A 23,113-nucleotide genomic window follows, 5' to 3' on the forward strand; every position below is an offset into this window, starting at 1 on the left:
ACGGCGGTGGCGTGCGGGCTGTAGCGCAGTTTGGTAGCGCACCGGCTTTGGGTGCCGGGGGTCGTGGGTTCAAATCCCGCCAGCCCGACCGTCTGGTTCACAGGGTGTTGACGCTCTGTTGGGGGCCGGTGGCGAGGGTGCCTTCGCGGACCGCGCCAAGGACGGTGGCTACCGTGCCGACGACCTCGGGGATCGCTTCGCGGACGGCTTCGGCGGACGGTCGGTGGGGGACCGTGTCGACGTCGGCCTCGGTGAGCAGGGGCAGCACGTCGAACAGTTGGTGTTTGAGCCAGCCCATCGGGTCGGCGGTCAGGCCGGGGACGAAGACGCGCTGTCCGGGCTCGTTGTCCGCCATGCCGGGGTGGTGGTGCATGCGGTCCTTGGAGCCGGGACCGCCCGCTACGGACTCCAGGAAGTCGGCGCGCCAGACGGCACGGTCCACGTTGACCGGCTGGGAGGCGTTGCCCGACCCGCGCCAGGGGCGCGGGTCGAGCAGCCGGAGTTCGACGCGCACGCCGCGTTCGTGGCCGCCGCGCACGGGGTCGGGGTCGATCAGGTAGAGGTCCTCGACCGTGATGCCGAGTGTGCCGAAGCAGAAGACGCGCAGCACGGGAGGCTCCTCTCGTTGTTTCAGATGATATGTGGCGGATCGTCGGAATCAAGGAGGTGACGTGCCTCCGTCGCCGCGAGGGTTATGGCCTTTTCCAGCCGTTCCGGCCTCCGGCCCCCCGCGCTCGCCAGAGGTCCTTTCCCGCCTGCGCCACCACCAACCTCGGCCGCCGCGCCGGTCAGGAGGGTGCGCGCCTGGACGGTGGTGTCCGAGACTGCCGCCACCAGCGCCGCCTTGCTGGACGATCGGGAGCCCAGGACCACCACTGCGTTTCCGCGGAGGTGCGTGAGGGTCCGGGACGCGAGGGGGCGCAGGTCGGGGACGTCCACGATCTGCGCGACCAGCCGTCCGCCGGGCAGGGATTCGGCGGACGTCGCCAGGCGGCGGGCGTGGGAGTCGAGTTCGGCCTCGCGGAGGGAGTCGAGTTCACGTTGCGCCTCCGCCAGGGTTTCCAGGCGCTGGCGGAGGCGTTCTGGTGCCTCGTCGGGACGGACGTTCAGGAGCCCGGCGAGTTGGGTGAGCAGGTCGCGCTGGTGGTCGTAGTGGCGCAGCGCGTCCGCGCCGGTGAGTGCCTCGATGCGGCGCAGTCCGGTGCCGATGGACGACTCGCCGAGGATGTGGACGGGGCCCGCCTGGGAGCCGTGTCCGACATGTATCCCGCCGCAGAGTTCGCGGGACGCGTCGCCGATGTCCACGATGCGTACGTCGGTGCCGTACTTCTCGCCGAACAGGGCGATCGCGCCCGCCTTCTCCGCCTCGGTGCGGCTCGCCTCCCAGACGCGGACGTCCGGGTCGTCCAGGAGGTAGGTGTTCACCAGGGTTTGAATGGTTTCCAGGTCGGAGGGGGCGACCGCGGAGAAATGTGCGAAGTCGAACCGCAGCCGCCCGGGTTCGACTCGGGATCCGCGCTGTGCCGCGTGGTCGCCGAGGACGCGGCGCAGCATCGCGTGCAGGACGTGCGTCGCGCTGTGCGAGCGCGCTGTCGCCGCACGCCGGTCTTCGTCGACCAGGGCCTCCGCTTCCTGGCCCGGACCTATCTCTCCTTCCACGACGTGGACGGTGTGGACGTGGAGACCGTCCAGACCGGGTCGTGTGTCCATGACGCGTAGAAGTCCGTCGGAGGTGCGCACGGTTCCCGTGTCTCCGACCTGTCCGCCTGCCTCGGCATAGAACGGGCTCCGGGAAAGGACCATCTCGATCTCGTCGCCCTCGCGCGCTCTCTGGACGGTGCCAGTGTCGTCCAGGAGGGCCACCAGGCGGGTCTCGGTGGACGTGGTGTCGTATCCGACGAAGTCGGTGAGACCGTGGTCCGCGACGATCCGCCTATAGAGGTCTTGGCGTGCGACAGCGTCGCCCTTACGGTTCTGGCCCGCGCGGTGTGTCTGGCGTCGTTGTTCCTCCAGCAGGTCGCCGAACGCTTCGACGTCGACGGTGAGCCCGGCGGAGCGCGCCGCGTCCAGGGTGAGGTCGATGGGGAAGCCGTAGGTGTCGTGCAGTTCGAACGCCGTCTGCCCCGAGAGGGTGGACTCCGCCCTGCTGATCGCGGAGTCGAGGAGGCGGGAGCCTTGCCGGAGGGTCCGCTCGAACCCCTCTTCCTCTGCCGTGACGACCCGCCGGATCAGTTCGGACTGCCGCTCCAGCTCCGGCCACGCGCCGGCAAGGGTGTCGATGACGCTGCTGGTCAGTGGCGCCAGCACGGGCTCGGCGATGGTCAGGCGGCGCGCGTGCCGGATCGCGCGGCGCATGAGGCGGCGCAGCACGTAGCCGCGGCCGTCGCGCGCGGGCAGCACGCCGTCGGCGATGAGGAACGCGATCGAACGCGCGTGCTCGGAGACGACGCGGAAGGATACCGACGCCTCGCTGCCGTCGCGTCCGGGGTACTCGCGACCTGCCATCTCCTGGACGAGCCGCAACGTCGGCGCGAGGAGGTCGGTCTCGGACAGGGTCTCGACGTCTTGCAGGATCGCCGCGAGCCTGTCCAAGCCGAGGCCGGTGTCGATGTTCCGGGAAGGCAACTCGCCCACGATCGAATATCCGTCCTTGCCCGAGCCCTCTCCGCGGAGGTTCTGCATGAAGACGAGATTCCACAGTTCCTGGTAGCGCTCGCCGTCCACGGCGGGCCCGCCTTCGCGCCCGAAGGCGGGCCCTCGGTCGTAGTGCAGTTCCGACGAGGGGCCGCAGGGGCCGGGTATGCCCATCGACCAGTAGTTGTCCTCCATACCGAGCCGTTGGATCCGTTCCGAAGGGACTCCCACACCTCGCCAGAGCTGCTCTGCCTCGTCATCATCGAGGTACACGGTGACCCATAGGCGTTCCGGGTCGAGGTTGTAGTTGCGGGTGAAAAGCTCCCAGGCCCAGGAGATCGCCTCCTGCTTGAAGTAGTCGCCGAAGGAGAAGTTGCCGAGCATTTCGAAGAAGGTCGCGTGGCGGGTCGTCCGCCCCACGTTCTCGATGTCGGACGTGCGCGCGCACTTCTGCACGGACATCGCCCGCGGGTGCTCCGGGACGGCTTCTCCGAGAAAGTACGGCTTGAACTGGTTCATGCCCGCGTTCGCCAGCAGCAGCGTGGGGTCGGACGGGATCAGCGGGCTGGACGGGACGACGTGGTGGTCGCGCTCCTGGAAGAAGTCCAGGAAGGTCGAACGGATGTCAGAAGAACGCATGGGACGGCCTCACGAGGTCGATGGGATGACGGCGCACACCGCCGAGCCGGGCCGGGCACGACTGCTCGTCCCCCAGCTCGGCGCGGCTAGCTCGCCGCCCCACCTCGTGAAAGGCCATCGGGCTTCCTGATCGGTTCGTGTGAAAGGCGTGTTCACGCTACCTCGCGGTGGCGGCCCGCCGCACACGGTTAAACGGCCGACCCCCTCCGCCGGCACGAACCGGGCTGGCCGCCGACGCGCCCGGGCGTCACGACGACTTGAGCGCCTCGATCTCGGCGGCGCGCGCGTCGTAGTCGGCGCGGGCGGCGTCGATCTCGTCCAGGTGCCCCTCGGCCCAGCGGACGAGGGCGGTGGTCGCGTCCATGAGGGTCGCTCCCAAGGTGGTGAGCGAGTACTCGACGCGGGGCGGCATCACCGGGTAGACGGTGCGGGTGACGATGCCGTCGCGCTCCAGGCCGCGCAGCGTGACGGTGAGCATCCGCTGGCTGATTCCGGCGATCTCGCGCTTCAGTTCGGTGAACCGCTTGGTGCGCTCGCCGAGCAGCGCGATCACCTGGAGCGACCACTTGTCCCCGACGCGGTCGAGGATCTCCCGCGCCCGGCATGAGACCGGACTGTGCTCGCCGAACGCGCTGACGTCCATGGTTATCTCCAGGTGACCGGGGCAGGTGAAAGTGCCTTCTTGTGCCGACTCCGAGGGTGTCCGCACCATGGGAGAGCGGTTCCGATCAGGAACCGCCTTACTTCTCATAACCCTAGGAGACACGATGACCGCCGAGCTTGTCGAGATCCCCGGATACGTCGCCGGCACATGGACGATCGACCCCGCGCACTCGGGTGTCGGTTTCACGATCCGGCACCTGATGGTCAGCAAGGTGCGGGGACGTTTCGGGACGTTCGAGGGGACGATCGTGACGGGGCAGAACGTCCTGGACTCCTCCGTCACCGCGACCATCGATCTGACCTCGGTCGACACCGGCAACGCGCAGCGCGACGAGCATGTCAGGACCGCGGACTTCCTGGACGTCGAGAAGTACCCGTCGATGACCTACCGCTCCACCGGCCTGCGCGCCGAGCGCGACGGTTTCGTCCTGGACGGGGAGTTGAGCCTGCGCGGCGTGACGAAGCAGGTCCCGCTGCGGCTGGAGGTCGGCGGCTTCGGTCCCGACCCGTTCCGCCAGGACGACCCGTTCAAGGGCGCCCGTGCCGGGTTCACCGCGACCGGCGAGATCAGCCGCCTGGAGTTCGGTGTCGGGGACGGGAGCACGGTCCCCGGGGGCGGGCTGGCGCTGGGGGAGAAGGTCCAGATCGTCCTGGAGATCCAGGCCGCCCTGCAGACCTGAGACGCCCTGGCAATCGCCCCTGGTCTCTCCGCGGTTCTGGATGCGCCAGCTGCCCGCCCGGTGCGGCTGGACGTGGTGGCAGGTCACAGCCGCAGGGCTCCAGGGAAGGGGATCGGGAAGGCGTTTCGGGAAAAGGGGCGGGCCCCTGACCGGCGTCCGGTTGGTCAGGGGCCCGAAGTCTCGGCTGTCTGAGGGGCTGGGAGGCGCCCCCTGCGAACAGCTCAGCCGAGACCGTTCTTGAGCGCGGTGATCAGTTCACCGCCCGTCGTGTCTCCGCTCAGTTCCCAGAAGAAGGCACCGCCGAGGCCCTCCTTCTTGGCCCAGGCCATCTTGGAACCGATCGTTGACGGGGTGTCGTAGCTCCACCAGTCGCTGCCGCACTTGCCGTAGGCGGTTCCGGCGATGGTCTTGGTGGCGGGGCACTTGTTCTTCAGGACCTTGTAGTCCTCGATGCCGGCCTCGTAGGTGCCGCCCGCGGGGTTGGTCGCGGTGCCGCCCGGTGCGTCCTGCGTGACGCCCGTCCAGCCGCGTCCGTAGAAGCCGATGCCGATCAGCATCTTGTTCGCGGGGACACCCTTGGCCTTCAGCTTGGCGATCGTGTCAGTGGTGTTGAAGCCCTCGTGCGGGATGCCCTCGTAGGCCGTCAGCGGGGAGTGCGGAGCCGTCGGGCCCTTGGCGTCCCAGCCGCCGAAGTAGTCGTAGGTCATCGGGTTGTAGAAGTCGACGTACTGCGCGGCGCCTCCGTAGTCGGTCACGTCCATCTTGCCGTCCTTGCTGGCATCGGCGGTGATGGCGGCCGTCACGAGGTTGTCGGAGCCGAACTTGGCCCGGACGGCGGCGAGCAGGTTCTTGAACGCGTCCGGCCCGCTCTTGTCGCAGGTGAGGCCGCAGGCGTTCGGGTACTCCCAGTCGATGTCGATGCCGTCGAACACGTCCGCCCAGCGCGAGTCCTCGACCAGCTTGTAGCAGGAGTCGGCGAACGCGGCGGGGTTCTGGGCCGCCTGGCCGAAGCCGCCGGACCAGGTCCAGCCGCCGAAGGAGAACAACACCTTCAGGTTCGGGTACTTCTTCTTGAGCTTGCGCAACTGGTTGAAGTTGCCGCGCAGCGGCTGGTCCCAGGTGTCGGCGGCGCCGTCGACGCTCTCACCGGCCTGGTACGCCTTCTCGTAGTCGGCGTAGCTGTCGCCGATGGTGCACTTGCCGCCCTGCACGTTGCCGAACGCGTAGTTGATGTGCGTCATCTTCGCGGCGGACCCGCTGGTGTCGATGTTCTTGACGTGGTAGCCGCGCTGGTAGATGCCCCACTGGGCGAAATAGCCGACGACCTTGTCGCCGGCGCCGGGGTTGGACCCGCTGTCCTCGGTGGTGACCGACAAGGAGTCCGACGCCGGGGAGCTGTTGCCGGCCTTGTCGACGGCCTTGATCGTGAACGAGTAGGCGGTCTTGGGAGACAGGCCGGTGACCGTGGCACTGGTGCCCGTGGCGGTGGTCACCTTCGTGCTGCCGCTGTAGATGTCGTAGCCCGTGACAGCGACGTTGTCGGTTGACGCGTTCCAGCTGAGCGAAGCTGTGGTGGCGGTTTTGCTGGTGGAACGCAGGTTGCTGGGAGCGCTGGGAGCCTCAGTGTCGAGCTCGGGTTCGCCGGAGCCGTCACAGCGAGCACCGTTGATCTTGCAGTCGGTGAACCAGCCGGATCCGGTGCCGCTGAATCCGAAGCTGACCGTCTTGCCGGCGGCGAGCGTGCCGTTCCAGCCGACGTTCGTGAAGGTGTAGTGGTTGCCGGAGACCGTCTTTGACGCCTCCCACACCGAGTTGATGGACGTGCCGGACGGCAGTTCGCCCTCGATCTTCCAGGAGGTGATCCCGGAGGCCGATCCATTCGTGATCGTGCAGTTGCCCTGGAAGCCGCTGCCCCAGTCTGACGTCTTGGTACAGGACGCGGTGACCGCCTCCGCCGACGACGCCGGCAGTGCCGACAGGAGGGTGGAGGCCACCGCTAGTGTCGCTGCGCCGACGAGCGCTGTAGCCCGCCGTCTGCCCGGTCTTGACATGACTCTCCGTTCAGTCCGTCCCCCGAACCAACAGGAATCCCGTCTTCTCTTAGGAAAGTTTCCTAAGAAATTGCGCTGATGGTAACCGGGTGGGAGGGGCCGTTCAAGAGCGCGCCGGGGCCACCGGGCGCGTAGGGGCCGGTGGTATGCGTGACTGCCTGGGGACATACGGTCGCCAGGGGAGAAGAAAAATCAGGTCGTCCCGAACCAGCCCGGGACGTCCAGCCGCCACAGGTCCGCCGGGGTGACCTCGCGGAGATCGGCCTCCAGTGCCCGCAGCCGGTCCGCGCCGAGCCGCTCGGCCCAGTCGTCCCGGATCCGGTCGAAGATCCGTGCCGACCGGGCAAGCGAGTCCACGCCCCGTGCGGTGAGCCGGACGATCTTTCGCCGCGCGTCGGACGGGTCCGCGGCCCGCTCGACGTAGCCGGCGCGCTCCAATGACTCGACCATCTTGCCCGCGGCCTGTTTGGACACGCCGAGCCGCCGGCCCAGCTCCACGGCGGTGGTGCCGTCCGGGCCGATCGCCTGGAAGACGAACCCGTGCATCGGACGCAGGTCGGCGTGGCCTTCCCGGGCCAGCTCCGCGTGCAGTTCGTCGATGATCACGCGGAACGCCAGGAAGAGGCGCAGCGGCAGCTCGAAACCGGGCGGGTCGCCGGCCGCGCCGTGTTCGGATGGGGGATTTGACATAAAAGACAACCTCATTGACTATATGGACAACCACATTGTCCAACTTAGGGGATCCAGGGCCATGACACTCGTCCGCGACGCCGAGAGCCGCCGCACCACCACTCCGAACGGCACCATGACCACCTTCGCCTCGCCCACCCAGGGCGGCTCGTCCGGCCTCGCCGTCTGGCGCGTCGACATGCTGGCGGGCAGGACCGGACCCCGGCACGCCTTCGACACCGAGCAGGTCTGGACGTTCCTGGAGGGCACCGCGACCATCGACCTGGACGGCCGCACGCTGGAGGCCGGACCCGGCGACACCGTCGTACTGCCCGCGCACGCGGCGCGGCAGGTAACCGCCGCGCCGGACGCCGGATTCACCGCCGTCGTCGCGGCGCCCGCGGGCTGTCTCGTCTACGACCCGGACGCCGTCGTGGATCCCGGCAAGTGCGAGCTCGAACCCCAGGGGGACGCGCGGATCGTTCCACCATGGGCGCTCTGAGGGTCAGGAACCGAGATAGGCGAGGACGGCCAGCACGCGGCGGTTGTCGTCCTCGGACGGGGGGAGTGCGAGCTTGCCGAAGATGCTGTTGGTGTGCTTGCTGATCGCCTTCTCGGTGATGAACAGCGTGCCGGCGATGGCCGCGTTCGAGCGGCCCTCGGCCATCAGCCCCAGCACCTCGCGCTCGCGGGGAGTCAGCCGTTGGAGCGGCTCCTCGCGGGCGTGCCGCGTCAGCAGCTGCGACACCACGTCCGGGTCGAGGGCGGTGCCCCCGCCGGCCACCCGGCGCACCGCGTCCACGAACTGCGCGACATCCGACACCCGGTCCTTCAGCAGGTAGCCGATGCCGCCCGAGCTGTCGGACAGCAGCTCCCGCGCGTACAGCTGCTCCACGTGCTGCGACAGCACCAGAACCGGCAGCCCCGGAACCCGCTTGCGCGCCTCCAACGCCGCCTTCAAGCCCTCGTCGGTGAACGTCGGCGGGAGCCGCACGTCCACCACCGCCACGTCGGGCCGGTGCTCGGTGAGCGCCCGCAGCAGCGACGGCCCGTTGTCCACCGCCTCGACCACCTCGAACCCGAACGCGCCCAGCAGGCGGATCAGCCCGTCCCGGAGGAGGGCAAGGTCTTCGGCGATGACAACGCGCACGGCAGCTCCATGGTCACGACGGTCGGTCCCCCGGGGGGACTCGTCACGGCCATCGTCCCATCGAAGGCGGCGAGCCGCCGCTCGATACCGCGCATGCCGCTGCCCCGCGCGGGATCGGCGCCGCCCGTCCCGTCGTCACCGACGATCATGAGCAGCCGGCCGCCCGAATGCTCGATCTGGACCCAGGCGCGCTGCGCGCCGGAGTGCTTGACCACGTTCGCGAGGATCTCCGCGACGGCGAAGTAGGCGGCGGACTCCACCGGCGCGTCCGCCCGTCCGGGCAGGTCGATCCGGACATCGACGGGCAGCGGGAGCGTCAGCGCCAGCGCGCGGACGGCCCCGTCCAGCCCCCGTTCGGCGAGCACCGGCGGATGGATGCCCCGGACCAGGTCGCGCAGCTCGGTGAGGGCCGTGCCGCTGGACGCGCGGGCCTCGGCCAGCAGCTTCTGCGCGGTCTCGGGATCGTGCTTCATCATCTCCTCGGCCAAGCCGATGTTCATGCTCAGCGCCACCAGCCTGGCCTGCGCGCCGTCGTGCAGGTCCCGCTCGATGCGGCGCAGTTCGGCGGCCGAGGCGTCCACCGTCTCCGACCGGGACTCGGCGAGCTGCCGCACCCGCTCGGTCAGCGCGCCCTTGGTCGGTGCCAGCAGCGACTGCGAGAACAGCGCGTGCGCCTTCAGGAACGCCCCGCTCAGCGGCAACGACATCACCGTGAGCGCGGCGCCCAGCACGATCGTGCCGATGATGCCGACCAGCCCGTAGTCCTCCAGCGGCCAGAACGGTCCCCAGCCGTAGTCGGTGACCGTTCCGACGATCGGCGCCACGAACACACCCTCCAGCCCGTACACGGTCAGACCGCCCGCCAGTACCCCGACCACCAGCCCGGCCGGGATGCCGAGCAGCGTCCACAGCAGGTCACGCCAGGTCGCCGGGTCGGTGAGCAGCAGCCTCAGCCGCCGGAACGGTCCGAGACCGGGCGGCTCCAGCCGGTACGGGACGGGGATCTGCACGCCCGACCACTCCGCCGCCCAGGTCCGCTGCTGGTTCGCCACCCCGCGGACGGCCTGGAGCACCACCGGCACCATCACCACACCGAAGCCCAGCGGGATGAACGCGATGGACAGCACGGCCAGGATGAACAGCGGCAGGTTCACCGTGAACGCCAGGACGATCTGGATCACGCCGCGGACGAGGTTGACGAAGGCGCGCCGCGCGCGCTCACCAAGGCGATCGACCAGACGTCCGCTCACCCTTGCTCCTCCTCCCACCCGGCCCAGGCCGGTTGTGGCTGCGACCCGAACCGCCGATGCGGTGTGCCCTTCGCCACCATTGTGGTCGGTGCCCCCGCAGGTCTCGGTAGGGCTAAGCCCCGCTTTCGCCTGGCTCATGGGGGAGTTAACCCCACCTTTGAGGACCGCCCTCCTCCGGCCTCGTCCGGGAGTGACAAGACAAGCGGCCCCGTTCCCTGGACAATGCTCAGGCGATATCCAGGGGAGAAAGCGAATCCACGTTGTGACAGCGACCACCAGCCAGACCTCGAACGACCAGACCGCCGGGGGCCCACCGCCGATCACCCAGCGGATCGCCGAGGAGATCGGCGTCCGCGAGGGGCAGGTGCGTGTCGCGGTCGACCTGCTCGACGGCGGCTCGACCGTCCCGTTCATCGCCCGCTACCGCAAGGAGGCGACCGGCGCGCTCGACGACGCGCAGCTGCGCGCCCTGGAAGAGCGGTTGCGCTACCTGCGCGAACTGGACGAACGGCGCGCCGCGATCCTGGAGTCGATCGAGTCGCAGGGCAAGCTGACCGGCGAGCTCCGCACCCAGATCATGACGGCCGACTCCAAGGCCCGGCTGGAGGACATCTACCTCCCGTACAAGCCGAAGCGGCGCACCAAGGCACAGATCGCGCGCGAGGCGGGTCTCGAACCCCTCGCCGTGCTGCTGCTGGACGACCCGTCCCACGATCCACAGGAGGCCGCGGCCGCCTACGTCGACGCCGACAAGGGCGTCGCCGACGTGGCCGCCGCGCTGGAGGGCGCCCGCGCCATTCTCGTCGAGCGGTTCGCCGAGGACGCCGACCTCATCGGCGCGCTGCGCGAGCGTATGTGGAGCCGGGGCCGGATGCTCTCGCGCGTGCGTGAGGGCAAGGAGGAGACCGGCGCCAAGTTCTCGGACTACTTCGCGTTCTCCGAGCCCTTCGCGAAGCTGCCCTCGCACCGCGTCCTCGCGCTGTTCCGCGGCGAGAAGGAGGAGGTCCTCGACCTCGACCTGGAGCCGGAGGAGGCGCCGGAGGACCCCTCCGCGCGCTCCTCCTACGAGGTGGAGGTGGCGCGCCGCTTCTCGATCGTCGACCAGGGCCGTCCGGCGGACAGATGGCTGGGCGACGCCGTCCGGTGGGCCTGGCGGACCCGCATCCTCGTCCACCTCGGCATCGACCTGCGCACCCGGTTGCGGCAGGAAGCCGAGGACGAGGCGGTCCGGGTGTTCGCCGCCAACCTCCGCGACCTGCTCCTCGCCGCGCCCGCCGGCACCCGCGCCACCATGGGCCTGGACCCCGGGCTGCGCACCGGCGTCAAGGTCGCCGTCGTCGACGCGACCGGCAAGGTCGTCGCCACCGACACCATCTACCCTCACGAGCCGCGCCGGAAATGGGACGAGTCGATCGAGACCCTCGCCCGGCTCGCCCGCGAGCACCACGTGGACCTGGTCTCCATCGGCAACGGCACCGCCTCCCGGGAGACCGACAAGCTCACCGCCGACCTCATGGCCCGGCACCCCGACCTCAAGCTCACCAAGATCATGGTTTCCGAGGCGGGCGCGTCGGTGTACTCGGCGTCCGAGTACGCCGGGCGGGAACTGCCCGGCATGGACGTCTCGCTGCGCGGCGCCGTCTCCATCGCCCGCCGCCTCCAGGACCCGCTCGCCGAACTCGTCAAGATCGACCCCAAGTCGATCGGTGTCGGCCAGTACCAGCACGACGTCTCCGAGGTGAAACTGTCCCGCTCCCTCGACGCGGTCGTGGAGGACTGCGTCAACGCGGTGGGCGTGGACGTCAACACCGCGTCCGCACCGCTGCTCACGCGCGTGTCGGGCATCGGCGAGGGGCTCGCGGAGAACATCGTCGCCCACCGCGACGCCAACGGCCCCTTCCGTAGCCGCGCCGGCCTGAAGGGGGTCCCGCGGCTGGGCCCGAAGGCGTTCGAGCAGTGCGCGGGCTTCCTGCGCATCCCCGGCGGAGACGACCCCCTGGACGCCTCCAGCGTGCACCCGGAGGCGTACCCCGTCGTGCACCGCATCCTGGCCGCGGTCGGCGACGGCATCACCGGGCTCGTCGGCAACACCGCCGCCCTGCGCGCGCTGAAGCCGGCCGACTTCGTCGACGACACCTTCGGACTTCCGACTGTCACCGACATCCTCGCCGAACTGGAGAAGCCCGGCCGCGACCCCCGTCCCGGATTCCGGACCGCCACCTTCAAGGAGGGCGTGGACAAGCTCTCCGACCTCGAAGCAGGCATGGTCCTGGAGGGCGTGGTCACCAACGTCGCGGCGTTCGGCGCGTTCGTGGACGTCGGCGTCCACCAGGACGGGCTCGTCCACATCTCCGCGATGTCGAACAAGTTCGTCCAGGACCCGCGCGAGGTCGTCAAGCCCGGCGACATCGTCCGCGTCAAGGTGCTGGACGTGGACCTCCAGCGCAAGCGCATCTCGCTCACCCTCCGTCTGGACGAGGAGCAGCCGGCCGGCAGGCGCGGCGAGACCCGCGACCGTGACCAGCGCCCGCCGCGGGGCGGGCAGGCTCGCGGTGGCCGTGGGCAGGGCAGTCAGCCGTCCGGCCGCGGAGGCAGGGGCGGCCAGGGCGGCCAAGGGGGCCAAGGTGGTCGCGCTGGGCAAGGTGGTCAGGGCGGCCGTGGAGGGCAGGGTGGTCAGGGCGGCGGCGCCATGGCCGACGCGCTGCGCCGTGCCGGCCTGGACAAGGGCCTGCCGTCCGACGACCGCAAGGGCCGCAAGAAGCGCTGACAGGCGCGCGGCGTGCCGCCCGGTGGCGGCACGCCGCGAGGCGGGCGTCCGATCAGTGGCCGAACCTCCGCCAGCGTCCGTCGGCCCCCGTCTCGGCGTGTGGTGGGGGCGGGATGGGCGAATGCGCCATCCGGGGACGGTCGTAGGGCCCCTGGCCGAGTGGATCGCGCGGGCGCGGTCCCGCCTGCGGCGGCACGAGGGGCATCGGGTCCCGGCTGTGCGGCGGCCCACCGGGTACGGGGCCGCCGAACGGATCCCGTGCCGCGTCCTCGGGCGCGGGATCCGGCTCGTCCTGGAAGGGCCGGTGCCGGGGGAACTGCAGCACCGCGACCGCCCCCAGAGCCAGCGCACCGAGCCGCATCGCGGAGTGCGTCAGGTCCGAGGGCCACGGCTCGGCGTACATGAACGTGCCCATGGTCAGCAGGTACGACTTGGCGCTCACCGTCATCACCGTCGACACGATCGACACCCGGCAGCGCTGGAACGCCATCACCATGATCCCGAACCCGATGGCCGCCGCGAGGACCGTCAGGTACGGCCACGGGGTCGTGAGGATGCGCGGGTCGGTGGCGTGCGCGTCGTCGCTCCAGCCCTTGATCGCCAGTTCGGCCGTGCCGACGGGAAAACCAGAGCCCAGTCCGTAGGCGATGCCGGTGACGGGACGGGCGTGTCGCCCGTCCGGCCGGTGGTCGCCGATGACGAGGATCAGGACCGGCACCAGCACCGCCGGACCCACCACGGTGGCGATCTTCCAGGGCGGCACGTCCGCGGAGCCGATCGGCTCGTGCCCGCTGATCGACGCGGTCAGCAGCAGGACCGCCGCGCCGATGAGCAGCAGGCTCAGCCATTCGCGTGCGGTGAGCCGCTCGCGGAAGAAGGCCATGGAGATCAGCAGCAACGGCACGAGGCCGGACATGAAGATCGGGACGGCGGTGGTCAGCGGCAGCCTTCCCAGGGCCAGGATCTGCAGGCTCAGCCCACCGAGCACCAGCCCCAGCGCGATGAGAAAGATGCCGTTGCTCAGGATCGTCCAGATCATGTGCAGGATCCGGTTGCCCCGAAGAGGGGCCATTCGGCCCGCCGCAATCCGGAACACGGCGAAGCCCAGGTAGTACAGGCCGGTCGCGCCGAAGGCCGCAGCTATCCCGTTCATCTCGGACGAGTATGAAGGGTTGTGGTGGAGAATGTCACCGCCTGTGGGGCTTTGTTAACACGGATTCGGCGGTCGCGTCCCGACCGGACCGTTCCGTAATGCGATCCCTCGGCTGCGGGGCGTGTTTCTGGGGGGTTGCCGCCCTCCGATGTCCGCAGACGTTGCCGGTACCCCATAGACTTGGCCGCGCGAAGGCGCGGAGCCGTATTTCGGCGTGCCCGCGCCACCTGAGAGACTGAGTGGCTGAGCACGCGTCGAACGCCGCGGCCGCGACAGCGCCCGATCAAGGAGACCTACCCCAGTGAAGACCGATGTCGAGGAGCTGACCCCCACGAGGGTCAAGCTCACCGTCGAGGTTCCGTTCGACGAGCTCAAGCCGAACCTCGACAAGGCGTACAAGGAGATCTCGCAGCAGGTGCGGATCAAGGGCTTCCGGCCCGGCAAGGTCCCCGCCCCGCTGATCGACAAGTACGTCGGCCGGGGTGCGGTCCTACAGGAGGCGGTCAACGACGCGCTTCCGGAGCTGTACGGACGCGCCGTCGAGGAGACCGAGATCTTCGTGCTCGGTCAGCCGGACGTCGAGGTGACCGAACTCGACGACGGCAACCAGTTCGCGTTCACCGCCGAGGTGGACATCCGGCCCAAGTTCGAGGTTCCGGACTACGACGGCCTTGAGGTCGTCGTGGACGACGCCGAGGTCACCGACGAGCAGGTCGAGGAGACCGTCGGCAACCTGCGCGAGCGGTTCGCCTCCCTGACCACCGCCGAGCGGGCCGTCGAGGAGGGCGACTTCGCCACCGTCGACCTGGTCGCCAAGATCGACGGTGCGGAGATCGAGGACGCCTCCACCTCCGGCTACTCCTACGAGGTCGGCAGCAAGTCGGCCATCGAGGGCCTGGACGAGGCGCTGACCGGCCTCGCCGCGGACGAGACGAAGACCTTCACCGGCACCCTGGTCGGCGGCGAGCGCGCCGGCGAGGAGGCCGAGATCACGGTCACCGTGCAGAGCGTCAAGGTCAAGAGCCTGCCGGAGCTGGACGACGAGTTCGCCCAGCTCGCCAGCGAGTTCGACACGATCGACGAGCTGCGCGAGGACGTGCGGACCCGGCTCGGCCGGCAGGTCCGGTTGCAGCAGCTGTCCGACGCCCGGGACAAGGCCCTTGAGGCCCTGCTGGAGAAGATCGACATCCCGCTGCCCGACAAGGTGGTGGAGGAGGAGGTCGGCCGCCGCAACCAGCAGCTGGAGCAGCAGCTCCAGATGGCCGGCATGAGCAAGGAGGACTACCTCAAGGACGAGGAGAAGTCCGAGGAGGAGTTCGACACCGAGGTCGCCGACGCGGCGCGGCTCGCGGTCAAGGGCGGCTTCGTGCTGGACCAGCTCGCCGTCCAGGAGGAGCTGGGCGTCGAGAACGAGGAGCTCAGCGAGTACGTCGTCTCGCAGGCCATGCAGATGGGCGTGCAGCCGCAGCAGCTCGCCGAGTACCTCACCCAGAACAACCAGCTTCCGGCGATCGTCTCGGAGGTGCTGCGCAGCAAAGCGCTGAACCTCGTGGTCGAGCACGTCACGGTCAAGGACGAGTCCGGCAACGAGATCGACGTCGAGGCCGTCCGGCGGGAGCTGAGCGGCGAGACGGGCGAGACCGTCGAGGCCGAGGACGCGTCCGAGACCGGCGACGCGCCGGAGACGGACGGCGCGCCGGAGACCGCGGAGGCCCCCGAGGAGACCGCGGAGGCCCCCGAGGAGACCGCGGCGGCAGCCGAGGAGACCCCCGTGGAAGCGGCTGAGGAGGCCGCTGCGGAGGCGCCGGCGGGTGACGCGGACAAGGAGGGCGAGGCGGAGAAGAAGGACGCCTGACGCGTATCAGTGCCTCCTTCGGCCTTCCCCAAGGCATCGGACACGCCCCGCACCCGGACGACCGGGTGCGGGGCGTGTCGCGTTCGCGGAGATCGTGTCGGGCCCGGGCGCCGCCCGGATACGCCCCTGGCGAAAAGGCGGGCCCCTGGGCTTGGCCAGGTGTCCGAGCGCGTTAATGTCCAATCATCCGAACCGATTAAAGGACCGGAGGAACACCCGGTGAGCATGCCTCCGACTTTCGACGAGTCGTCGCGTATCCAGGCGCGGGTCGCCGAGGCGCCCCTGTTGCCCCTGGGCGACCAGCTGTTCCAGCGCCTGCTGCGCGAGCGCATCGTCTTCCTCGGCCAGCAGGTCGACGACGACATCGCCAACCGCATCTGCGCCGAGCTCCTGCTGCTGTCGGCCGAGGACGGCCGCCGCGACATCACGATCTACATCAACTCGCCAGGTGGCTCCGTCACCGCGGGCATGGCGATCTACGACATCATGCAGTACGTCCCGAACGACATCGTCACCGTGGGCATGGGCCTGGCCGCCTCGATGGGGCAGTTCCTGCTCTGCGCCGGGACGACCGGCAAGCGCTATGCCCTGCCGCACGCGCGCATCATGATGCACCAGCCGTCCGGCGGCATCGGCGGCACGGCCTCCGACATCAAGATCCAGGCCGAGCAGATGCTGTACGTCAAGAAGACGCTCGCCGAGAAGATCGCCGAACACACCGGCCAGCCGCTCGACCAGATCGAGCGCGACTCCGACCGCGACCGCTGGTTCACCGCCGATGAGGCCAAGGACTACGGGTTCGTGGACCATGTGGTGCTCAGTGCCACCCAGGTGCCCTCCGAGGGCACCGTCTCCTGACGACCTGAATCAACTTCGGAGGCACACAATGAGCGACCTGATCCGACCCGGTCTCACCGACATGGTCCGGCCCGGCGTCCAGGCGGGCGGGTCCCCGATGCCGGTGGACAACCGCTACATCATCCCGTCCTTCGTCGAGCGCACCACGTACGGGGTCAAGGAGATGAACCCGTACAACAAGCTCTTCGAGGAGCGAATCATCTTCCTCGGCGTGCAGATCGACGACGCGTCCGCCAACGATGTGATGGCCCAGCTGATCACGCTGGAGTCGATCGACCCCGACCGTGACATCAGCATCTACATCAACTCGCCCGGTGGCTCGTTCACCGCCATGACGGCGATCTACGACACGATGCAGTTCGTCAAGCCGGACGTCCAGACGGTCTGCATCGGCCAGGCGGCCTCGGCCGCCGCCGTGCTGCTGGCCGCCGGGACGAAGGGCAAGCGGGCGGCGCTGCCGAACTCGCGGATCCTGATCCACCAGCCCGCCACCGAGGGCACCTACGGACAGTCCAGCGACATCGAGATCCAGGCGCGTGAGATCATGCGGATCCGCGATCTGCTGGAGAGCATCCTCGCCGAACACAGCGGCAAGTCCATCGAGGAGGTCCGCCGCGATATCGAGCGTGACAAGATTCTGACGGCGGACGAGGCCAAGGCTTACGGCCTCATCGACGATGTCTTCGCCAGCAGGAAGCGCAAGGCCGAGGTAGTGTCGTCCTGAGACGGCATGCGGACGAGGGAGTCCCCCAGCCCGGTCGTCATACTTCCGGGCGAGGGGCTTACCAAGTCCGTTGGAAACGGTAACGTCGAGTCCAACGTCGAGAGGCTTCGGGACGCAATCGAGCTGCGCCGCAATCTCTCAGGCGCGCGGCCCCACGAAAAGGAGACAGTTGGGTGGCACGCATCGGCGACGGTGGTGACCTGCTCAAGTGCTCGTTCTGCGGTAAGAGCCAGAAGCAGGTCAAGAAGCTCATCGCGGGTCCGGGCGTGTACATCTGCGACGAGTGCATCGATCTCTGTAACGAGATCATCGAGGAGGAGCTCTCCGAGACCTCCGACCTCAAGTGGGACAACCTTCCCAAGCCACGGGAGATCTACGAGTTCCTGGACTCCTACGTGATCGGGCAGGACACGGCGAAGAAGGCACTGTCCGTCGCCGTCTACAACCACTACAAGCGGATCCAGTCGGGTGACACCGGCAGGGACGACCCGGTCGAGCTGGGCAAGTCCAACATCCTTCTGCTGGGCCCCACGGGATCGGGCAAGACGCTGCTCGCGCAGACGCTCGCCAAACTCCTCAACGTCCCGTTCGCCATCGCGGACGCCACGGCGCTGACGGAGGCCGGATACGTCGGCGAGGATGTCGAGAACATCCTCCTCAAACTGATCCAGGCGGCCGACTACGACGTCAAGAAGGCCGAGACCGGGATCATCTACATCGACGAGGTCGACAAGATCGCTCGCAAGAGCGAGAACCCGTCGATCACCAGGGACGTCTCGGGGGAGGGCGTCCAGCAGGCCCTGTTGAAGATCCTGGAGGGCACCACCGCGAGCGTGCCGCCGCAGGGCGGACGCAAGCACCCGCACCAGGAGTTCATCCAGATCGACACCACGAACGTGCTGTTCATCTGCGGTGGCGCCTTCGCCGGGCTGGAGAAGATCGTGGAGTCCCGGGTCGGCAAGCAGGGGATGGGCTTTGGCGCTCAGATCCGCTCCAAGTCCGACTTCGAGGACGCCTCCGCCGTCCTCGGCGACGTCATGCCCGAGGACCTGCTGAAGTTCGGGATGATCCCCGAGTTCATCGGCCGGCTCCCGTCGATCACTTCCGTCCACAACCTGGACCGCGAAGCCTTGATCAACATCCTCACCGAGCCGAAGAACGCGCTGGTACGCCAGTACCACCGGCTCTTCGAGCTCGACGGCGTCGACCTGGAGTTCACCGAGGACGCCCTGGAGGCCATCGCCGACCAGGCGATCCTGCGGGGCACCGGCGCCCGCGGCCTCCGCGCGATCATGGAGGAAGTGCTCCTGTCGGTCATGTACGAGGTCCCGAGCCGCCATGACGTGGCGCGCGTCGTGATCACGCGTGAGGCCGTGCTGGAGCACGTCAACCCGACGCTCGTGCCGCGCGACCGCCCCAAGCGCGAACCCCGCGAGAAGTCGGCCTGACGACGAGATCAGCGCGCCCGTGACCCTGTCGCGGGCGCGCTGCTCATTGTCGTGCCGGTCGTTGTCGTGCCGGTGGTTCCCGTGCCAGGCAGAGTCGCGGGCGCGTCAGCGGGGCGTGGACTCGCCCAGCCCCGCCTCGCGGGCCAGGACGATGGCCTGGGCCCGGTCGGCGACGTGCAGCTTCATGAAGATGTTCGAGACGTGGTTGCGGACGGTCTTCTGGCTGAGGAAGAGCGTCCCGGCGATCTCGGCGTTGCTGCGGCCCTGCGCGATCAGTTCGAGGACCTCCCGCTCCCGTTCGGTGAGCTCCGGGAAGGCGGCCTGGCGCGGGTCGGGCATGTCGGTGAAGTAGGTGAGGACGCGGCGCGCGATCTCCGGGCCGTAGATGGCCTCGCCCGCCGCCACGGCCTTGACGGCGCGGGCGATCTCCTCGGCGCCGGACTCCTTCAGCAGGTAGCCGCGGGCGCCGGCGCGCATCGCGGCGAACACCGAGTCGTCGTCGCGGAACATCGTCAGCACCAGCACGCCGATCCGCGGGCTGGTGCGGGTGATCGTCCGGGTGGCCTCGATGCCGTTGCCGCCGGGCATGTGCAGGTCCATCACGACGACGTCGGGCTGGAGCTCGGCGGACATCCGCACCGCGTCCGGCCCGCACTCGGCCTCGCCGACGACCTCCACCCCGAGGGCCTGCAGAAGCCCCTTGAGGCCCTGCCGGAACACAGGATGGTCGTCGGTGATGAGCACGCGGATGGCGTCAGTGCCCATTGCTTCGCCTCCGCTCAGTGCCCAACGTTCGCATCCGCTCAGGACCGACTCCTTCGCCTCCGCTCGGCGGGGCGGGCAACGCGCGGCGCCGGCTTCAGCGGTCGCTCACCCGTCGAAGGCCGATGGTACCCGGCGACCGTCTCGGCGAAGGCGAGGGGGAGGTGGGCCGTGACGATCGTGCCGCCACCGGCGCGGGACGTGACCGCGCAGCCGCCGCCCAGCTCCGCCGCCCACTCCTTCATCGCGGCCAGGCCGCGGCGGGACTTCGGCCGGCCGCCGTTGCGGGCGACCTCGGGCAGCCCTGGACCGGTGTCGGCCACCAGCACGTGCAGCTCGACGTCCCGGGTCAGCAGCACCAGCGCGGTGCTGCCGGGGGCGTGCAGCCGGATGTTCGTCAGGGCCTCCTGGACGATCCGGTACGCGGCGACCTCCACCGCGGCGGGCAGCCCGAGGGGGTCGCCGTCGAACCGGACCTCCACCCGCTCGCAGCAGCCCTCGGCGAACGACTGGATGGCCGTGACGAGCCCCAGGTCGTCCAGGGCGGGCGGCCGCAGCCCGTGCGCCAGGTCGCGGATCTCCCCGACGACGATCGCGATCCGGTCGCGGACATCGGAGAGCAGCGGGTCCATCTGCTCGGGCTCGCAGGCCAGGGTGATGCGCGCCGCGTCCAGCGACATGGCGAGGCTGGCCAGTGTCGGGCCGAGCCCGTCGTGCAGGTCGTGCCGCAGCCGGCGGCGCTCCTCCTCCCTGCTGGCCAGGATCCGTTCCCTGGAACGTTGCAGGTCGGTGGTGAGACGGAGGAGGTGTGGGATGGTCGCGACATGTGCCGCCACGGCCCCCGCGGCGAACGCGCCGGCCAGCACGGCTGTGCGTGCCAGAACCGCTCGCATCCCGTCCTCGCTCCCTCTCGCACCCGCTTCCGCGGGTGTTCGCCGCCAGCCTTGCGGGTGGGACGACCCGGTGTCAGGTGACCTGTGTCCCGACGCCCACGGGAAACGTTCCGCGGGGTCAGTGCGATGTCGCGATTCGTTTCATCCGCGATCGCCGGGGTGGACTGCCTGTGGGAGGTGCGCGCCGGGGGTTTCGATCCCCGTAGAATCTCCGGTCGTGACACAGCCCAGCAATGAGCGCGGCCAAGGGGCCGCCGCGGACGTCGACCTGCCCACCCAGTACCGACCGGCCGACGTCGAGGGCCGGCTGTACGAGCGCTGGGTATCGGCGGGGCTGTTCACCGCCGACCCGGCCCGTGACCCCGCGCGGCCCGCCTACTCGATCGTGATCCCGCCGCCGAACGTTACCGGTTCGCTGCACATGGGGCACGCACTGGACCACTCGATTCAGGACACCCTCGTCCGGCGGCGCCGCATGCAGGGGTACGAGGCGCTGTGGGTGCCCGGCATGGACCACGCGGGCATCGCCACGCAGAACGTGGTGGAGCGCGAGCTGGCCAAGGAGGGCCTGTCGCGGCACGACCTCGGCCGCGAGGCGTTCGTGGAGCGGGTCTGGAAGTGGAAGGGCGAGTCCGGCGGCCGCATCCTCGGCCAGATGCGCCGCCTCGGTGACAGCGTCGACTGGACGCGCGAGGCGTTCACGATGGACGAGCACCGCGCCAGGGCCGTCCGGACGATCTTCAAGCGGCTGTTCGACGACGGGCTGATCCACCGTGCCGAGCGCATCATCAACTGGTGTCCGCGCTGCCTGACCGCCCTGTCGGACATCGAGGTCGAGCACGCCGACCGCGAGGGCGAGCTGGTCTCGATCCGCTACGGCTCCGGGGACGAGGAGATCGTCGTCGCCACGACCCGGACGGAGACGATGCTCGGCGACACCGCCGTCGCCGTCCACCCCGAGGACGAGCGGTACCGGCACCTGGTCGGGCGTGACATCGAGCTTCCGCTGACCGGCCGGCGTATCCCGGTCGTCGCGGACGAGCACGTCGATCCCGCGTTCGGGACGGGCGCGGTCAAGGTCACTCCGGCGCACGACCCGAACGACTTCGAGATCGGCCGCCGCCACGACCTGCCGTCCCTGTCCGTCCTGGACGAGCGGGGCGTCATCACCGCGCACGGCCCGTTCGAGGGCCTGGACCGGTTCGAGGCGCGGCCCGCCGTGGTGGCCGCACTGCGCGAACAGGGCCGGATCGTCAAGGAGGTCCGCCCGTACGAGCACTCCGTCGGCCACTGCCAGCGCTGCTCCACGGTCGTCGAGCCGCGCGTGTCGCTGCAGTGGTTCGTGACGGTCGCGCCGCTGGCGCGCGCGGCGGGCGACGCCGTGCGGGACGGGCGTGTCGCGATCCATCCGCCGGAGATGGCGGCCCGCTACTTCGAGTGGGTCGACAACATGCACGACTGGTGCATCAGCCGCCAGCTGTGGTGGGGGCACCGCATCCCGGTCTGGTACGGCCCGGACGGGGAGGTCGTCTGCCCCGGCCCCGACGAGGAGCCGCCCGCCGGGTGGACGCAGGACACCGACGTCCTCGACACCTGGTTCTCCTCCGCGCTGTGGCCGTTCTCCACGCTCGGCTGGCCGGAGAAGACACCGGAGCTGGAGCGCTTCTACCCCACGTCGGTGCTGGTCACCGGCTACGACATCCTGTTCTTCTGGGTCGCCCGGATGATGATGTTCGGCTTGTACGCGATGGACGGCGTGGAGCCGTTCAAGACCATCACGCTGCACGGGATGGTCCGCGACCAGCACGGTAAGAAGATGTCCAAGTCGTTCGGCAACGTCGTCGACCCGCTCGACTGGATCGACCGGTATGGCGCCGACGCGACCCGCTTCACCCTGCTGCGCGGCGCGAACCCCGGCGGGGACGTCCCGGTCGCGGAGGACTGGGCGCAGGGTTCGCGCAACTTCTGCAACAAGCTGTGGAACGCGACCCGCTTCGCGCTCATCAACGGCGCCCACGTCCGCGGCCCGATGCCCGCGGAACTGTCGACGGTGGACGCGTGGGTGCTGTCGCGCCTGCACACCGTCATCGCCGAGGTGGACGCGCACCTGGAGTCCTACGACTTCGCCAAGGCGTGCGAGACGCTCTACCACTTCGCATGGGACGAGGTGTGCGACTGGTACGTGGAGCTGGCGAAGGTTCAGCTCGCGGACGGGCGCGCCGAGGCGACCCGCCGCGTCCTCGGCGAGGTCCTGGACAACCTGCTGCGGCTGCTGCACCCGGTCGTCCCGTTCGTCACCGAGGAGTTGTGGACGTCGCTGACCGGCGCCGACAGCACCGGCGCCGACAGCACCGGCACCATCGTCACCGCGCCCTGGCCGGCCGCCGACGCCGGACGAGCCGACAGGAACGCCGAGGCCGCCGTCGAGTCACTCCAGCGGCTCGTCACCGAGGTCCGCCGGTTCCGGTCCGATCAGGGTCTCAAGCCGGGACAGAAGGTCGCCGCCGCGCTGGAGTGGGGGGCCTCGCCACTGGCCGAGCACGAGGAAGGCGTCCGCGCGCTGCTGCGGCTGACCGCGCCCGGCGACGGTTTCGCGGCCACCGCCTCCCTGCCGGTGGAGGGCGTCACGGTCCGGCTCGACACCGCCGGCGCCATCGACGTCGCCGCCGAGCGCAAGCGGCTGGAGAAGGACCTCGCCGCCGCGCGCAAGGAGGTCGACCAGGCCCGGCGCAAGCTCGGCAACGAGGCGTTCATGGCCAAGGCCCCCGAGGCCGTCGTCGCCAAGAACCGGGAGCGGCTCAACCAGGGCGAAGCCGACATCGGCCGTCTGGAGGCGCAGCTCACGGCGTTGCCGGCGAGCTGAACCACCGACGATCCGTCTCGTCCGCGGGCTCCGGCCGGCAAGGGAACCCTCAGG

Annotated in this window: 18 protein-coding genes and 1 tRNA gene; 9 read left to right on the forward strand and 10 right to left on the reverse strand. The window is 69.6% G+C overall.

Annotated features, from left to right (window positions below; translation table 11 throughout):
* Positions 1–14: 14 nt before the first annotated feature.
* Positions 15–88 (forward strand) — tRNA-Pro (locus AMA02S_RS22170).
* Between the two features lie 9 nt (positions 89–97).
* Here AMA02S_RS22170 and AMA02S_RS22175 read toward each other — a convergent pair.
* The 3 genes from AMA02S_RS22175 to AMA02S_RS22185 form a co-directional block, all read right to left on the reverse strand.
* The gene (locus AMA02S_RS22175) at positions 98–610 is read right to left on the reverse strand and encodes a hypothetical protein (RefSeq protein WP_067461250.1); all 513 of its coding nucleotides are present in this window, start codon (positions 608–610) and stop codon (positions 98–100) included.
* A 20-nt stretch (positions 611–630) separates the two neighbouring features.
* On the reverse strand, positions 631–3,273 hold the full coding sequence (gene alaS / locus AMA02S_RS22180) for an alanine--tRNA ligase (protein ID WP_067461251.1): 2,643 nt from the start codon (positions 3,271–3,273) through the stop codon (positions 631–633).
* A gap of 247 nt (positions 3,274–3,520) precedes the next feature.
* Positions 3,521–3,916: a winged helix-turn-helix transcriptional regulator gene (locus AMA02S_RS22185; protein WP_067461252.1), complete on the reverse strand. Its 396-nt coding sequence runs from the start codon at positions 3,914–3,916 to the stop codon at positions 3,521–3,523.
* 124 nt (positions 3,917–4,040) lie between these two features.
* On the opposite strand from AMA02S_RS22185, the gene AMA02S_RS22190 reads away from it, so the two are divergent.
* Positions 4,041–4,616, forward strand: coding sequence for a YceI family protein (locus AMA02S_RS22190; protein WP_067461253.1), 576 nt, complete (start codon positions 4,041–4,043; stop codon positions 4,614–4,616).
* Between the two features lie 221 nt (positions 4,617–4,837).
* Here AMA02S_RS22190 and AMA02S_RS22195 read toward each other — a convergent pair whose 3' ends face one another.
* Together AMA02S_RS22195 and AMA02S_RS22200 are read right to left on the reverse strand one after the other, a co-directional pair.
* Positions 4,838–6,610, reverse strand: coding sequence for a glycosyl hydrolase family 18 protein (locus tag AMA02S_RS22195; protein ID WP_218005082.1), 1,773 nt, complete (start codon positions 6,608–6,610; stop codon positions 4,838–4,840).
* A 249-nt stretch (positions 6,611–6,859) separates the two neighbouring features.
* Entirely contained in the window at positions 6,860–7,357 is a 498-nt protein-coding gene (locus AMA02S_RS22200; RefSeq protein WP_067461254.1) for a MarR family winged helix-turn-helix transcriptional regulator, read from the reverse strand.
* A 61-nt stretch (positions 7,358–7,418) separates the two neighbouring features.
* Here AMA02S_RS22200 and AMA02S_RS22205 point away from each other — a divergent pair, with 61 nt between their 5' ends.
* A complete protein-coding gene (locus tag AMA02S_RS22205) occupies positions 7,419–7,838 on the forward strand; it encodes a cupin domain-containing protein (RefSeq protein ID WP_067461255.1) in 420 nt (139 codons plus the stop codon).
* Between the two features lie 3 nt (positions 7,839–7,841).
* Here AMA02S_RS22205 and AMA02S_RS22210 read toward each other — a convergent pair whose 3' ends face one another.
* Positions 7,842–8,486 (reverse strand): response regulator, encoded by a 645-nt coding sequence (locus AMA02S_RS22210; protein ID WP_067461256.1) that lies wholly within the window; start codon positions 8,484–8,486, stop codon positions 7,842–7,844.
* A complete protein-coding gene (locus tag AMA02S_RS22215; RefSeq protein WP_245667718.1) occupies positions 8,438–9,736 on the reverse strand; it encodes a sensor histidine kinase in 1,299 nt (432 codons plus the stop codon). The genes AMA02S_RS22210 and AMA02S_RS22215 overlap by 49 nt, the downstream gene beginning before the upstream one ends.
* A 262-nt stretch (positions 9,737–9,998) precedes the next feature.
* Here AMA02S_RS22215 and AMA02S_RS22220 point away from each other — a divergent pair, with 262 nt between their 5' ends.
* Complete coding sequence (locus AMA02S_RS22220) at positions 9,999–12,503, forward strand: Tex family protein (RefSeq protein ID WP_084265466.1); 2,505 nt, start codon at positions 9,999–10,001, stop codon at positions 12,501–12,503.
* A gap of 52 nt (positions 12,504–12,555) precedes the next feature.
* Here the strand turns inward: AMA02S_RS22220 and AMA02S_RS22225 are convergent, their stop codons facing one another.
* Positions 12,556–13,656 (reverse strand): DMT family transporter, encoded by a 1,101-nt coding sequence (locus AMA02S_RS22225; protein WP_174550975.1) that lies wholly within the window; start codon positions 13,654–13,656, stop codon positions 12,556–12,558.
* Positions 13,657–13,957: 301 nt separating this feature from the next.
* On the opposite strand from AMA02S_RS22225, the gene tig reads away from it, so the two are divergent.
* From tig to clpX, 4 genes are all read left to right on the forward strand, one after another.
* Positions 13,958–15,511: a trigger factor gene (gene tig / locus AMA02S_RS22230; protein WP_067461257.1), complete on the forward strand. Its 1,554-nt coding sequence runs from the start codon at positions 13,958–13,960 to the stop codon at positions 15,509–15,511.
* Between the two features lie 225 nt (positions 15,512–15,736).
* A complete protein-coding gene (locus AMA02S_RS22235; RefSeq protein WP_067461358.1) occupies positions 15,737–16,369 on the forward strand; it encodes a ClpP family protease in 633 nt (210 codons plus the stop codon).
* Between the two features lie 61 nt (positions 16,370–16,430).
* Entirely contained in the window at positions 16,431–17,093 is a 663-nt protein-coding gene (locus AMA02S_RS22240; protein WP_067461359.1) for an ATP-dependent Clp protease proteolytic subunit, read from the forward strand.
* A 173-nt stretch (positions 17,094–17,266) separates the two neighbouring features.
* On the forward strand, positions 17,267–18,541 hold the full coding sequence (gene clpX / locus AMA02S_RS22245) for an ATP-dependent Clp protease ATP-binding subunit ClpX (RefSeq protein ID WP_067461258.1): 1,275 nt from the start codon (positions 17,267–17,269) through the stop codon (positions 18,539–18,541).
* A 105-nt stretch (positions 18,542–18,646) separates the two neighbouring features.
* On the opposite strand, the gene AMA02S_RS22250 is transcribed toward clpX, so the two are convergent.
* On the reverse strand, positions 18,647–19,306 hold the full coding sequence (locus AMA02S_RS22250; protein ID WP_067461259.1) for a response regulator: 660 nt from the start codon (positions 19,304–19,306) through the stop codon (positions 18,647–18,649).
* A gap of 38 nt (positions 19,307–19,344) precedes the next feature.
* Positions 19,345–20,196 carry a sensor histidine kinase gene (locus AMA02S_RS22255; RefSeq protein WP_067461260.1) on the reverse strand — a complete coding sequence of 284 codons (852 nt, stop codon included), beginning with the start codon at positions 20,194–20,196 and terminating at the stop codon, positions 19,345–19,347.
* Between the two features lie 217 nt (positions 20,197–20,413).
* Here AMA02S_RS22255 and AMA02S_RS22260 point away from each other — a divergent pair, with 217 nt between their 5' ends.
* Complete coding sequence (locus tag AMA02S_RS22260; RefSeq protein ID WP_067461261.1) at positions 20,414–23,059, forward strand: valine--tRNA ligase; 2,646 nt, start codon at positions 20,414–20,416, stop codon at positions 23,057–23,059.
* Positions 23,060–23,113 lie beyond the last annotated feature (54 nt).

Origin of the sequence: Actinomadura macra NBRC 14102 (assembly GCF_001552215.1) — a bacterium.
GTDB classification, from domain to species: Bacteria; Actinomycetota; Actinomycetes; order Streptosporangiales; family Streptosporangiaceae; genus Spirillospora; species Spirillospora macra.

Coding starts and splice junctions, on each gene's coding strand:
- alaS (WP_067461251.1), bottom strand. CDS start 3,273: ATGCGTTCTTCTGACATCCGTTCGACCTTCCTGGACTTCTTCCAGGAG.
- AMA02S_RS22185 (WP_067461252.1), bottom strand. CDS start 3,916: ATGGACGTCAGCGCGTTCGGCGAGCACAGTCCGGTCTCATGCCGGGCG.
- AMA02S_RS22190 (WP_067461253.1), top strand. CDS start 4,041: ATGACCGCCGAGCTTGTCGAGATCCCCGGATACGTCGCCGGCACATGG.
- AMA02S_RS22200 (WP_067461254.1), bottom strand. CDS start 7,357: ATGTCAAATCCCCCATCCGAACACGGCGCGGCCGGCGACCCGCCCGGT.
- AMA02S_RS22205 (WP_067461255.1), top strand. CDS start 7,419: ATGACACTCGTCCGCGACGCCGAGAGCCGCCGCACCACCACTCCGAAC.
- AMA02S_RS22225 (WP_174550975.1), bottom strand. CDS start 13,656: ATGAACGGGATAGCTGCGGCCTTCGGCGCGACCGGCCTGTACTACCTG.
- AMA02S_RS22235 (WP_067461358.1), top strand. CDS start 15,737: ATGCCTCCGACTTTCGACGAGTCGTCGCGTATCCAGGCGCGGGTCGCC.
- AMA02S_RS22240 (WP_067461359.1), top strand. CDS start 16,431: ATGGTCCGGCCCGGCGTCCAGGCGGGCGGGTCCCCGATGCCGGTGGAC.
- AMA02S_RS22250 (WP_067461259.1), bottom strand. CDS start 19,306: ATGGGCACTGACGCCATCCGCGTGCTCATCACCGACGACCATCCTGTG.
- AMA02S_RS22255 (WP_067461260.1), bottom strand. CDS start 20,196: ATGCGAGCGGTTCTGGCACGCACAGCCGTGCTGGCCGGCGCGTTCGCC.